Here is an 11982-nt window from a genome sequence, read left to right as displayed (position 1 = left end):
TTTAATGGATGATCCAGCTCAACACCCACAAGCCCAGCACCAGCCAGATGATGCCGAGTATGATCGAGGCACGCATAAAGGCTCGGATCGCCGAGTACAGCAACATCAGGCCAATGATCAGAGCGATGATGCTGACCAGCGAGGTGTCCATGCCCAGTGTGCGCGCCAGGCCATCAATGAAGTTGCCACCGGCGTTGGCCAGCAGGTTGAACAACCCGCTCAAACCATCGACAACAAAGCGGATCAGCGCGCCCAGCGCCTGGCCCAGCCACTCGAAAAAACCTTCTACATGCATAGTTGCTTCCTGATGATCGTCGCGGCGAGTCTGCCGTTGCCACAGCTTTGGCCATGCCTTGGCCCGCTCGGTTCCCTGCCCACCGCTAGCGACGGGGAGGTTTGATGCTCAGCTTAGCTCGCCCGCTCAGCCCAATGGCAAAACGCCTTTGCATTGTTTCGGCAGTTGTCGGTGTGCTGTGCGCGCTCGTGTGGATGGCCGACCGCATCTGGCCGTTGCCCTTGCCTAAAGACGACCTGGCCCGGGTGGTACTGGCCGAAGATGGCACGCCGCTGTGGCGTTTTGCCGATGCCGAAGGCGTGTGGCGCTATCCGGTCAGTGCTGATCAGGTGTCGCCTTACTATTTGCAGGCGCTGCTGACCTACGAGGACCGCTGGTTTTACCAGCACCCGGGTGTGAATCCGTTGGCACTGGGGCGGGCTGCCTGGCAAAACCTGCAGGGTGGGCGGGTGGTGTCGGGCGGCAGCACGTTGTCGATGCAAGTGGCCCGATTGCTCGATCCGCATTCACGGACCTTGCCGGGCAAACTGCGGCAGTTGTGGCGCACCGCGCAGCTGGAGTGGCATTTGAGCAAGGCGCAGATTCTTGAGCTGTACCTCAATCGCGCGCCCTTTGGCGGCACCTTGCAAGGGGTGGCCGCCGCCAGTTGGGCGTATCTGGGCAAGTCGCCCTTGCACCTGACGCCGTCGGAGGCGGCCATGCTCGCGGTGCTGCCCCAAGCCCCGAGCCGCTTGCGCCCTGACCGGCACCCGGCCCGCGCCCAGTTGGCCCGCGACAAAGTGCTCAAGCGTCTGGCCGAGTACGACGTCTGGCCGGCGCAGCGGGTTACCGAGGCGATGGAAGAACCTCTGCTGTTCGCGCCGCGCCAGGAGCCAGCGCTGGCGCCGTTGCTGGCGCGACGCCTGAACCGTCCGCACAGCCCACCGCTGATCCGCACCACCCTCGATGCCTCGCTGCAGCGCCGTCTGGAGGACTTGTTGCTGGGCTGGCGTGCGCGACTGCCCGAGCGTACCTCGGCAGCGATTCTGGTGGTGGAAGCGCAGAATATGGCGGTGCGCGCCTACCTGGGTTCGGTGGACCTGAACGACGAGCGCCGCTTCGGGCATGTCGACATGATCACCGCCTTGCGCTCGCCGGGCTCGACGCTCAAACCCTTCCTTTACGGCATGGCCATGGACGATGGCCTGATTCATTCCGAATCCTTGCTGCAGGATGTGCCACGCCGTTACGGCGACTACCGCCCGGGGAATTTCTCCATGGGCTTCAGTGGCCCGGTGGCGGCCAGTTCTGCATTGGCGCTGTCGCTGAACCTGCCTGCGGTGCAGTTGCTGGAAGCCTATGGACCCAAGCGTTTTGCCGCACAGATGCGCAACGGTGGCGTGCCGCTGACCCTGCCACCGTTGGCTGAACCCAACCTGTCGTTGATCCTCGGCGGGGCGGGTAGCTGCCTGGAAGATCTGGTCGCAGGCTACGGCGCCCTGTCGCGCGGCGGTTTGAGTGCGCCGATGCGCTTGCAACCGGATGCGCCGCTGCTAGAGCGTCGTTTGCTGTCGCCGGGCAGCGCCTGGATCATTCGCCGCATTCTCAGTGGCCAGGCCCGACCGGACCGTGACCCGCATGCCGAGCTGGTCCAGCGTCCGCTGTTGGCCTGGAAGACCGGCACCAGCTATGGCTTTCGCGATGCCTGGTCGATTGGCGTCGGGCCGCGCTATCTGATCGGTATCTGGATTGGCCGGCCCGATGGCACGCCGGTGCCCGGACAGTTTGGTCTGGCCTCGGCGGCGCCCTTGATGCTGCAGGTGCATGACGTGCTGAGCAATCGCGACAGTCAGCGCGGTATCAGCGTGCCGGTGGCAGCGGTGCCTAGCAATATCGGCGTGGCTGCGATTTGCTGGCCGCTGGGCCAACCGCTGGCCCGGCAAGATACCAATTGCCGACGCCAGCGTTTTGCCTGGACCCTGGACGGCACCACACCACCGACCTTGCAAGCGGCTGACCAACCTTTGAGTGTCGGTTTGCGCGAAAGCGTCTGGGTGAACGCACAAGGGTTGCGGGTCGATGCCAGTTGCCCGGGGGCGCAGGCCAAGGACATTGCCTTGTGGCCCGCACCGCTGGAGCCGTGGTTGCCGCGCCTGGAACGTCGCGAAGCGCGTTTGCCGAAGATCGATCCGGTCTGCCCGCCACAGGTACCGGCCAGCGCACCGCCATTGTCCATCGTCGGCGTGCGTGAAGGTGATCAGTTGCGGCGCCCGGCCACCAGCAATGAGCCGCTGCGCCTTGAGCTTTCCGCCTTGGGCGGCAGTGGTCGGCGCTGGTGGTTCCTCAATGGCGCGCCACTCGGTGAGACGCTGGGCCAGGCGCAATTGAGCGCGCGCTTCGAACAGATCGGGCGTGTCGAGTTGAGTGCCCTGGATGAAAGTGGCCAGACCGCACGCGTGCAGTTTCAGATCAATGAGTGAGCGGCCGCAGCGCTGATTAGACGACCGCGCGGCCACCACCTACGCTTGAAGCTGTCAGGATCATGGAGCGTCGAATGCGTCCGTTGGCCGCCGCGGTTCTCAGTCTTTGTTGGGCTAGCGGGCTGAGCGCCGAACCACTGCCACGTTATCTCAACACCAGCGAAGTCGAGCGCAACCTGCCGACGCCCAATCTGCCGGTCGATAGCTATCGCCCCGGCGCTCCGGCCCTGCACATCGAACTACCGGCGCCTCAGGTGCCGCTTGTGGATAACAGCAGCCGCTTTTATCTGCACAAGGTGCGTTTCGAGGGCGGCACGCTTTATCCGTTGAGCGACCTGCGGGACAACTACCAGCACCTGGTCGATCACCAAGTCAGCGTGGCTGAACTGCTGGAAGCGACCCAGCGCCTGACCCGGCGTTACCAGCAAGACGGCTACCTGTTGTCTTACGCCTACCTGCCGCCACAGGATTTTGCTGACGGCCGGGTGCTGGTGGTGCTGGTCGAGGGTTACATTAGCGACTACGCGCTCCAGGGTGATATAGGCCCGGCCTCAGCTTACCTGGACACGCTGGCGGGCAAACTCAAAACCGAGCGTCCGCTCACCCGGCAAAGCCTGGAGCGTTACACCGCGTTGATGAACCGCGTGCCGGGGGTGACGGTTGAAGCTCAGGTGGTGCCGGGTGATACCGACGGCGCCAATACCTTGAACGTGCAGGCCAGGCGCAAACCGTTCAGTGCCCGGCTGGACCTGAGCGAGGGTAGCCGAGAAGATTTTCAGGCACTGCTCAGTGCCAGCAGCAACGCCCAGACGGCACTGGCCGAGCAGGTTAGCTTCAGCGCGCTGACGCCCCCCGGTGACCTCCACGAGCATTACTACCGCTTGGACTACGCCCAGTACGTCGATGCTCAGGGCACGCAACTGAACCTGTCTGCCGCCAGCTTTCGTGGCGACTCAAGTGCACGGGTGCGGCTGAACAACGGCACTGACCTCAGGCAACAGCGTAAGTACGACCACTATTCAGTGGGCCTGAGCCAGACGTTAATTGCTGCGCCCAACGAATGGCTTGGCGTCGCGGGGCGCTTGTACGTGACCAACGACGATACGGATTACCAGGCGATTGGCTTAACCCAGAAAACCAGCACGCACACTGACCTGCGTGCGGTGGCATTCGAAGGTGACTGGCGCCAGAGCGACGCTGGGCAATTGCGTATCGTCAGTGCAGGTGCCTATCAGGGTATGGATTACCTGGGCGCGGATACTGATGGAGACATCGACCTGGACTTCCTCCACCTGCGTGTGTCCGGGCTGCAGAGCAATCGGTTTTTTGATCAGTGGCAGGGCGTAGTGTCGGCGGCGTTGCACTGGAGCAACGACAGCCTGCCGGACAGTGAACGGGTGGTATTTGGTGGCCAGACCTTCGCGCGTGGCTACCCTGTCGACCAGGCTTCGGGTGACAAGGGCTGGGGCGTGGCCTACGAGTTGAACTACAGCTTCAGGCACGACAGCGACTGGCTTAAATTAGTGCAGCCTTATGCGGCCGTGGATGCCGCACGTAGCTGGTTCAATGAGCTGGAAATACGTGATTCACGCTTGTCCTCAGCGGCGCTTGGGGTACGGGTAGGTGATGGCCGTTCCTACAACCTGTCGCTTGAAGCCGCCAAACCGATGTCAGACATCGCCCTGGACAGCCTCAACCGGCAGCCGCGATTTACCGTGAGTTTCAGCTTCCAACTGTAGGAGCGGGCTTGCCCCGCGATTAGCCGATAACAGGCACACCGCATCGCGGGGCAAGCCCGCTCCTACCGGTTAGTTCACCAGGTGCAGGCGGGGTTTGGGGAAGAGGTTTTCCAGGGTTTCCAACAGACGGATGTGATAGATCGGCTTGCGAAACAGGTCCAGCACCTGGAGGCGCAATAGGTCACTGATGTCGTCCATGTCAGCGTGGCCGGAAGTGACAATCACCGGCAAGTGCTGGCGGGCAGTGTGCTCGCGCAAACGCTTGATCAGTGAGATGCCGCTTTCTTCCGGCATGCGCAGATCGGTAATCACCAGCGCCACGTCCGGGTGGCGGGTGAGCTGTTGCAGGGCAAGTTTCACTGAGGTTGCCGTATGGCAACAGAAGCCCTCGCCCTCAAGCAGCTCGGCAAGTTCCAGCAAGGCGTCCTCTTCATCATCCACCAAGAGAATCTGTTGTCGCAGGGAAGAGGTCGGCATGGTGTGTTCCTGATTCAGGGCGAATATCCCAGCTCAATGCTGCGAACCTACAGATCATTGTGGAGGGGCAACGTCGCCAGCTTTCTCCATGGAGGTTTTGACATTGGTAAAAATCGTTTTGACGTCATCAGAGATGGGGCCGACAAACGCACTCAGCACCACCGCCACCATCGCCGCAGCAATCGCATACTCGATGCCCGAGGCGCCATCCTTGCGGTAGAAGAAATCTTTGCAGCTCTTGAGGATTCGGGAAACACGCATGGCACTTCTCCTGGCGCGCAAGGCGCTGATGGCGGGGGATGTTCGATGATTCCCCTTTGCCACCACAGCATCGTCAAACCCCGAATCTCCGGCAAATGTAACAAGGCATTAATCACAAAGTGATAGTGGCTTATTGACGTCAGTAACCTGTTGTTTCCACGGGGTGGCGGATTTGCGATGGAAAAAATTCTGACGGCTAATGGCATTTTGACTCTGCTGGGCTACCTTCAAATAGCGAAATAGTTACTTCCGATGACAACGGTGTGTGCGGGTTCACAGCTGGGTGCAAAGGACGAATACGGGTATCAGGAAGGGCCGGCATGAGCAGTCGCATTACCATCATCCTCGCTGGCGTGTTTCTGCTGGGTGCCTTGTTCGCCGGTTACTGGGGCTTGCTGTTGAGCCGTCCAGCGGTTGAACCGGTTACCGTTGCCGCAGCACCCACCACAGCGCCTGTGCCCGTCGCTGCGCAGGTCAGCGCCAACATTGCCGATGAGCTGCGCCAACCGGTCGTGGTACTGCGCCGTGATATTGCGCCTTACACCCCGCTGACTGCCGAAGACCTTGCGCTGGAGCGCCTGCAAGTGGCGCCTGCCGGTAGTTTTCACAGTGTTGAGCAGGTGCTTGGGCGCAGCAGCTGGCGACCGTTGCGTGCAGGTACCTGGCTGGAGCAGGGCAGCTTTGACGCCGGTGGCCCGCTGGCGCGCATGATCCGCCCGCATGAACGCGCCCTGGCCCTGGCCATCGATGATGTGGTCGGTGCGGCAGGGCAGTTGAGCCCTGGCGACTACGTTGATGTGTTGTTGTACCTGCGCGAGGAAAACCACAACCCGCAGGCCAGCGCGCAAGTGGCTTTACCGGCGCTGCGGGTGCTCAGTGTCGGCGCGCAGTTGGGGCTGGGCAATGATGGTCAGCCGGTGCAGGCACTGAATGAAAAAGACCGTCAGGAACAACTGCGCAACGCTGCACGCACGGTGGTGCTGGCCGTCCCCGCAGCGCTGGTCAGTCGTCTGTTGCTCGCAGCCCAGGCCGGTAGTTTGCGCCTGGCGGTGCGCAGCGCCGAAGAACAACGTTTGGCCCGCTACTGGGCTGACCCGCACAGCAGCGCTGCCGAAGTCGACACCGCCAATCGCGAACTCTATCGCTTCAGCCAGCTAGCGCAGGCACCTGCTTCCCCGGCTGTCGCCAGCTCAACGCCACGTCGTGGCATGGAGATCATCCGCGGTAATCAATCCAGTCAACCAACCCCCTGACCAAGCAAGGATGCCCTTCAATGAGCAGTCGTTCCGTGCGGGTAATCAAGCATTTGCTGTGGGCGCTGCTGTGGGCCGGGCCAAGCGCTTCGCTGGTGCATGCCGCCAGTGGTGGCTGTGCGGCGTTGGCCCAGTTGCCTGGGGTGATCGAACTGGATCAAGGGCTGCAACAGGAGGTGCGTGCGCCGGTCAGCATCACCCGAGTAGCGGTAGGTGATTCGAAAATTGCCGACGTGCAGGCCAGCGGCGACGACGCGGTACTGCTGACCGCGTTGGCCCCGGGCGCCACCAGCCTGATGCTGTGGACCGCCTGCTCGAAAACCCCGCGCCAGGCGATGTTGTTCGTCAAAGGTGTGGCCAGCGCCGACATGGCTGAAAGCGCCTTGCCACCGTCCCAGGACCCGACCCTGCCCAGCCAGGTGCAGGCCGATATCCGCTTTGTCGAGGTCAACCGGACCAAGTTCAAGGAAGCCGGTGCGCGCCTGCTGTTCAAAGGCTCCAACAACTCGCTGATCGGCTCACCGGGGACGGTGCCGAACACCGTGGTCAGGCCTGGCCGTGTGGCTGACGCCATTACCGGAATTCCCTTGGACAATGACGTCTTCAATATCGTCTGGGGCGGTGGCAGCAGCCGCTTTCTGGCAGCGATCAATGCCCTGGAAAACAGCGGTTTTGCCTACACCCTGGCGCGTCCCAGCCTGGTGGTGCTCAGTGGTTTGACCGCCAGTTTTCTGGCCGGTGGCGAGATCCCGATCCCGGTGCCCAGCAGCGGCAGCGACAACGTGTCGATCGAATACAAGGAGTTCGGTATTCGCCTGGCGCTGTCACCAACGGTGGTCAGCCGTGATCGCATCACCCTCAAGGTTGCCCCGGAAGTCAGTGAGCTGGATTACACCAATGCCGTGAACATTGCCGGCACTTTGGTTCCGGGCCTGAAAGTACGGCGCACCGATACCAGCATTTCACTGGCCGATGGCGAAAGTTTCGTGATCAGCGGCTTGATCAGTAGCACCACCCGTTCGGCGGTGGACAAGTTTCCGGGGCTGGGTGATATCCCGATTCTTGGCGCGTTCTTCAGGCAGTCGCAGATGACGCGCGATGAAACCGAGCTGTTGATGATCGTCACCCCGCACCTGGTTCAGCCCCTGGCCGCCGATGCGCAAATGCCCAGCTTGCCGGGTGAGGGGTTACGCAACTATGACCCGAGTTGGGGCCGACTGTTCTTCCTCGAAAACGGCGACTTTGAAGGTCGCAGTGGGTTATCACAATGAGCGAAAGCCTGAGTCAGACTTTTCTCGCCATCACCCGCAATGAGGGCGACCTGCAATGGTTGCAAGGCGCCCTGGCGCCGTTGGGGCAGGTGGTCGGTGCCAGCAGTGGCAGCCTCGACGAGTTGCTGGCACTGGTTGATGTGACCTTCGCCAATCTGGTGTTCGTTGGCCTGGACCGTGAGCAGGTGGTCAGCCAGTGCGCGCTGATCGAAGGGGTGCTGGAAGCCAAGCCGATGCTGGCGATCGTCGCCCTCGGCGATGGCATGGACAACCAGTTGGTGCTCAACGCCATGCGCGCCGGTGCCCGTGATTTCGTCGCCTATGGCTCGCGCTCAAGCGAAGTGGCCGGGCTGGTGCGGCGTTTGAGCAAACGCCTGCCAGCCGTTACCAGCAACCCCAGCCTGGGCGGCCTGACGGTACTGTATGGCGCGCACAGCGCGGCCGATGGTGCATTGTTGACCAGCCATCTGGCCCGGGTGGTGCAATGCAGTGGCCAGCAGACCTTGCTGCTCGACTTGGGTTTACCCCGTGGCGATAGCCTGGCGTTGCTCGGCCTTGAGGCTTCCTTTCATTTTGGCGATGCCCTGCGCCACCTGCGGCGCCTGGACAACACCCTGATCGACAGTGCCTTCAGCCGCGAAAGCTCGGGCCTGCGCTTGCTGGCCTACGCCGAGGGCGACGAGCCCCTGGAGCGCACCAGCGCCGCCGAGCTGTACATGCTGCTCAGCGCCTTGCGTCAGCACTTCCAGCACATCGTGGTGAATCTTACCGGTCAGGCCGACTGCGAAGCGCTGCGTACGTTCGTCAGCCATTGCGACAAATTGATCTGGTACACCGACCAGAACGTGCTGGACTGTCGGCGCAACCTTGAGGTGCTGGCGCTGTGGCGGGAAAAGGGTATGAAGCTGGAGCACGCCAGCCTGCTGGTGGACCGCTACCTCAAGGGCGTGGCGCCAGACACCGAAGCCCTGAGCAAGCGCTATGGCCTGCCGTTGCTGATGGTGCTGCCCTACAGCCCCGAGGTGCGCCTGAATGCCAAGAACCAGGGATTGACCCTGTTCGAGCTGGCGCCGCGTGAAAGCCTCACCCATCAATTGCAGGCCCTGGGTGAGCGCCTGGCCCGCCGTTCCGAACACAACAAACCGGTCAGCGCGAGTTGGCTCAACCGGCTCTGGGGGCACAAATGAGTAGCATCGATGAGCTGTTCGGCGGCCCCCGGCACAACCTGGGCAACGACCCGCTTACCCTCAAGCGCGCCCTGCACCGGCACATCATCGATGCCATCGAAGACAGCGGGCGTAACTTGCTGGAAGGCTCGCGCCCGGCGCTGGCGCAGTTTGTCATGGAGCAGGTCGGGGACTACATCTCGCGTTTGCACTTGGCCGTATCGCGCTACGAGATGGAGCGTCTGGCCGAGGAAATCGTCGATGAATTGACCGGTTTCGGGCCGCTGGAAGTGTTGCTGCGCGACGCCAGCGTCACTGAAATTCTGGTCAACGGCCCGCACCGGGTGTTTGTAGAGCGCAACGGGGTGCTGCAACAAACCGACCTGCGTTTTATTGATGCCCACCATGTGGAGCGCGTCATGCAACGCATTCTGGCGCCGTTGGGCAGGCGCCTGGATGAGTCTTCGCCGATGGTCGATGCGCGCATGCCCGATGGTAGCCGGGTCAACGCGATCATCCCGCCGGTGGCACTGGACGGGCCGTGCCTGTCGATCCGCAAGTTTCGCAAAGACATGCTCAAAAGCGCCGACCTGTTGGCGACGCGCACTATCGATCACGACATGCTCGAGTTTCTCCAGCTGGCGGTGACGCGGCGTTGCAACATCCTCGTCAGTGGCGGCACCGGCACCGGCAAGACCACCTTGCTCAATATCCTCAGCCAGCTGATCAGCCCCCATGAGCGTTTGGTGAGCATCGAGGATGTCGCCGAGTTGCAGCTTGATCATCCCCATGTGGTACGCCTGGAAACCCGCCCGCCGAATGCCGAGGGCCATGGTGAGATCAAATCCAGCGAGCTGATTCGCAACGCCCTGCGGATGCGCCCGGATCGCATTCTGCTGGGCGAGATTCGCGGTGTCGAAGTGCTTGATGTGCTGACCGCGATGAACACCGGCCACGACGGCTCGATGAGTACCGTGCACGCCAACACTGCGCAGGATGCCCTGCTGCGCCTGGAAACCCTGGTCGGGCTGACCGGGCGGGTGGTGGCCGAGAAAACCTTGCGGCAAATGATCTGTGCGGCCCTCGATGTGGTGATCCAGCTGACGCGGTTGGCGGATGGCCGCCGCTGCGTCAGTGAAGTGTTGGAAGTGGTCGGCGTGCGTGATGATGTGTACGTCACCAACACCCTGTTTCGCCTTGATCGACGCGGCGGCGAGGGCTTTATGCGGGAAGCGCCGAACCCGGCGGGCGACAAGCTGCGGCGGGTGTATTCCGAGCCTTCGGCATGATAGCCGTGCTGCTGGGGCTGGTGTGCCTGGCGTTGCTGGGGCTGTCGCTGCGGCTGTTTTACAGCGGCTTGCGCAAGGCGGGCGCCGAGCGCACTTTGCAGCGCTTGGGCCGGGTGGCAGAGGCGTCACCTGCAGTGGCCACTCACCACGACTGGCTGGACCGTTTACTGCAGCGCGCCGGGCTTGAGCGGCGCAACGATCGCCTGCTGTCGTGGCTGGCGCTGTGGGCGTCGCTGTCACTGCTACTGGCCTTGGCGCTGGGGTGGCTGCCCGGCGTCCTTGCGCTGCTGGCTGGCCCACTGATGTTCCGTGTGTACCTGGGCTGGCGCTACCGTCGGCGCGTGCAACGCATGATCGAACAGCTGCCGGTGCTGCTCGATCATTGTGTGCGTAGCCTCAAAGCCGGCCGCACCTTGAGCGATGCGGTACTGGGCGCCATCGACGCTTCCCGCGACCCCTTGCACGGTGCCTTGCAGCGCGTGCGCCGCAATGTGCAAATGGGCGTCGGCATGGACGATGCCATGCAGGACCTGGCTGAACTTTATGATCAGGATGAACTGCGCCTGTTTGCCCTGGGCTTGCGTATCAACCATCGCTACGGCGGCAATGCCAGTGAGCTGCTGGAGAACCTGATCAAGCTGATTCGTGAGCGTGAGCAGGGCGCCCGGCAGCTGCGTGCGATGACCGGTGAAACACGCATGACCGCAATCGTTCTGGGCCTGCTACCGGTGGGCATGGCGGGCTATTTTCTGTTCACCAACCCCAACTATTTGCTGACCATGTGGCATGACAGTCACGGCCAGGCGATGTTGCTGGGTGCCTTCGCGCTGCAGGTGGTTGGCTGCCTGGCGTTGTGGCGCATGTTGCGGAGCCTGTGAAATGGTCTTGATGCTCAGTGCCGTCTTGTTCTTCGCCGCGTTTGTATTGCTGCTTAGCCAGTTTTTGCGTCAGCGCCGCGGCCAGCGTCTGGTGGCGCAACGGCTGCAAGGCCAGTTGGCCAGTAACGATCGCCTGGGTAACTGGGTGCAGCAGCTGGGTAGCAGCCCGGTGGCTCAACGGCTGTTGAACTACGACGGTGAAACGCGAGTGCTGCTTGACCGGGTCGGCTGGCGGCGCAGTCGGCAGCGCGCCTTGTTTGCCGCCGGCCAGTTTGCGCTGCCCGTACTGGCCTTGGGCATTGGTGTGGTGGTTGAGGAAACCTTCTACGCCGACCGGCAGAACGCCTGGCTGGTGGTGCCGTTGTGTGCGCTGGGGGTCGGCTACCTGTTGCCTAAACGCCTGTTGGCGCTGGCGGCGGCGCGACGTCAGCAGCAGATTGAGCGCGAAGTCTCGACCTTCATACCGTTGCTGCGCATCTTGTTCGAATCGGGGTTGGCGGTAGAGCAGGGGCTGCGCGTGTTGAGTCAGGAGTCGCGGCAGTTGCTGCCCGTGCTCAGCCAGGAACTGCGCTTGATTCTGGCGCGTGTCGACTCGGGCCTGGCCCTGGCCCCGGAACTGGAGAAAACCGCGCAGCTGTTGGCGGTGGATGAATTCAGCGATACCTGCGTGATCCTGCAGCAGTTGTTGGCCCAGGGTGGCGGGGCGATGAAGTCGCTGTTGGCGCTCAAGCAACTGCTCGATGATCGGCGCCTGACGCGCATGCAGGAGCGCATTTCGAAGATGTCCGGAAAAATGTCGATGGTGATGATGGTGTTTCTGTTTCCCGCCTTGCTGATCGTGCTCGCCGGTCCCGGCTTCACGGCATTGGCCAAGGCAATGGGCTCGTGAGTGGA

At 62.4% G+C, this 11982-nt stretch carries 11 protein-coding genes; 8 read left to right on the top strand and 3 right to left on the bottom strand.

Annotated elements, in window-relative coordinates; translation table 11 throughout:
* Position 1: 1 nt before the first annotated feature.
* Positions 2–295 carry a hypothetical protein gene (locus ACP6KB_RS24705; protein WP_133216558.1) on the bottom strand — a complete coding sequence of 98 codons (294 nt, stop codon included), beginning with the start codon at positions 293–295 and terminating at the stop codon, positions 2–4.
* Positions 296–399: 104 nt separating this feature from the next.
* On the opposite strand from ACP6KB_RS24705, the gene pbpC reads away from it, so the two are divergent.
* Positions 400–2754, top strand: coding sequence for a peptidoglycan glycosyltransferase PbpC (gene pbpC, locus ACP6KB_RS24700; RefSeq protein ID WP_442110044.1), 2355 nt, complete (start codon positions 400–402; stop codon positions 2752–2754).
* Positions 2755–2828: 74 nt separating this feature from the next.
* The gene (locus ACP6KB_RS24695; RefSeq protein WP_442110042.1) at positions 2829–4493 is read left to right on the top strand and encodes a ShlB/FhaC/HecB family hemolysin secretion/activation protein; all 1665 of its coding nucleotides are present in this window, start codon (positions 2829–2831) and stop codon (positions 4491–4493) included.
* 69 nt (positions 4494–4562) lie between these two features.
* Here ACP6KB_RS24695 and ACP6KB_RS24690 read toward each other — a convergent pair whose 3' ends face one another.
* Positions 4563–4970: a response regulator gene (locus tag ACP6KB_RS24690; protein WP_442110040.1), complete on the bottom strand. Its 408-nt coding sequence runs from the start codon at positions 4968–4970 to the stop codon at positions 4563–4565.
* Positions 4971–5024: 54 nt separating this feature from the next.
* Entirely contained in the window at positions 5025–5231 is a 207-nt protein-coding gene (locus ACP6KB_RS24685) for a Flp family type IVb pilin (RefSeq protein ID WP_442110039.1), read from the bottom strand.
* A 320-nt stretch (positions 5232–5551) separates the two neighbouring features.
* On the opposite strand from ACP6KB_RS24685, the gene cpaB reads away from it, so the two are divergent.
* Genes cpaB through ACP6KB_RS24655 form a run of 6 tightly spaced genes read left to right on the top strand, consistent with a single transcriptional unit; the run spans position 5552 to position 11977 of the window.
* Positions 5552–6484 carry a Flp pilus assembly protein CpaB gene (cpaB, locus tag ACP6KB_RS24680; protein ID WP_442110037.1) on the top strand — a complete coding sequence of 311 codons (933 nt, stop codon included), beginning with the start codon at positions 5552–5554 and terminating at the stop codon, positions 6482–6484.
* 20 nt (positions 6485–6504) lie between these two features.
* Positions 6505–7755 carry a type II and III secretion system protein family protein gene (locus tag ACP6KB_RS24675; RefSeq protein WP_442110035.1) on the top strand — a complete coding sequence of 417 codons (1251 nt, stop codon included), beginning with the start codon at positions 6505–6507 and terminating at the stop codon, positions 7753–7755.
* Complete coding sequence (locus tag ACP6KB_RS24670; protein WP_442110033.1) at positions 7752–8942, top strand: pilus assembly protein; 1191 nt, start codon at positions 7752–7754, stop codon at positions 8940–8942. The genes ACP6KB_RS24675 and ACP6KB_RS24670 overlap by 4 nt, the downstream gene beginning before the upstream one ends.
* On the top strand, positions 8939–10210 hold the full coding sequence (locus tag ACP6KB_RS24665; protein WP_442110031.1) for a CpaF family protein: 1272 nt from the start codon (positions 8939–8941) through the stop codon (positions 10208–10210). Before ACP6KB_RS24670 ends, ACP6KB_RS24665 begins: the two co-directional genes overlap by 4 nt.
* Positions 10207–11088, top strand: a complete 882-nt coding sequence (locus ACP6KB_RS24660) for a type II secretion system F family protein (RefSeq protein WP_442110029.1) — start codon at positions 10207–10209, stop codon at positions 11086–11088. The genes ACP6KB_RS24665 and ACP6KB_RS24660 overlap by 4 nt, the downstream gene beginning before the upstream one ends.
* Before the next feature lies 1 nt (position 11089).
* Positions 11090–11977: a type II secretion system F family protein gene (locus ACP6KB_RS24655; protein ID WP_442110027.1), complete on the top strand. Its 888-nt coding sequence runs from the start codon at positions 11090–11092 to the stop codon at positions 11975–11977.
* The last annotated feature ends 5 nt before the right edge of the window (positions 11978–11982 follow it).

The sequence above is a fragment of the Pseudomonas sp. NUPR-001 genome, assembly GCF_052147955.1.
Classification (GTDB): Bacteria; Pseudomonadota; Gammaproteobacteria; order Pseudomonadales; family Pseudomonadaceae; genus Aquipseudomonas.
This window is presented reverse-complemented; position numbering and strand designations above follow the sequence as displayed.

What these genes read in the sequence shown, in the direction of transcription:
- ACP6KB_RS24690 (WP_442110040.1), bottom strand. Translation starts at nt 4,970, where the DNA reads ATGCCGACCTCTTCCCTGCGACAACAGATTCTCTTGGTGGATGATGAA.
- ACP6KB_RS24705 (WP_133216558.1), bottom strand. Translation starts at nt 295, where the DNA reads ATGCATGTAGAAGGTTTTTTCGAGTGGCTGGGCCAGGCGCTGGGCGCG.
- pbpC (WP_442110044.1), top strand. Translation starts at nt 400, where the DNA reads ATGCTCAGCTTAGCTCGCCCGCTCAGCCCAATGGCAAAACGCCTTTGC.
- ACP6KB_RS24670 (WP_442110033.1), top strand. Translation starts at nt 7,752, where the DNA reads ATGAGCGAAAGCCTGAGTCAGACTTTTCTCGCCATCACCCGCAATGAG.
- ACP6KB_RS24660 (WP_442110029.1), top strand. Translation starts at nt 10,207, where the DNA reads ATGATAGCCGTGCTGCTGGGGCTGGTGTGCCTGGCGTTGCTGGGGCTG.
- ACP6KB_RS24675 (WP_442110035.1), top strand. Translation starts at nt 6,505, where the DNA reads ATGAGCAGTCGTTCCGTGCGGGTAATCAAGCATTTGCTGTGGGCGCTG.
- ACP6KB_RS24685 (WP_442110039.1), bottom strand. Translation starts at nt 5,231, where the DNA reads ATGCGTGTTTCCCGAATCCTCAAGAGCTGCAAAGATTTCTTCTACCGC.
- cpaB (WP_442110037.1), top strand. Translation starts at nt 5,552, where the DNA reads ATGAGCAGTCGCATTACCATCATCCTCGCTGGCGTGTTTCTGCTGGGT.
- ACP6KB_RS24665 (WP_442110031.1), top strand. Translation starts at nt 8,939, where the DNA reads ATGAGTAGCATCGATGAGCTGTTCGGCGGCCCCCGGCACAACCTGGGC.
- ACP6KB_RS24695 (WP_442110042.1), top strand. Translation starts at nt 2,829, where the DNA reads ATGCGTCCGTTGGCCGCCGCGGTTCTCAGTCTTTGTTGGGCTAGCGGG.
- ACP6KB_RS24655 (WP_442110027.1), top strand. Translation starts at nt 11,090, where the DNA reads ATGGTCTTGATGCTCAGTGCCGTCTTGTTCTTCGCCGCGTTTGTATTG.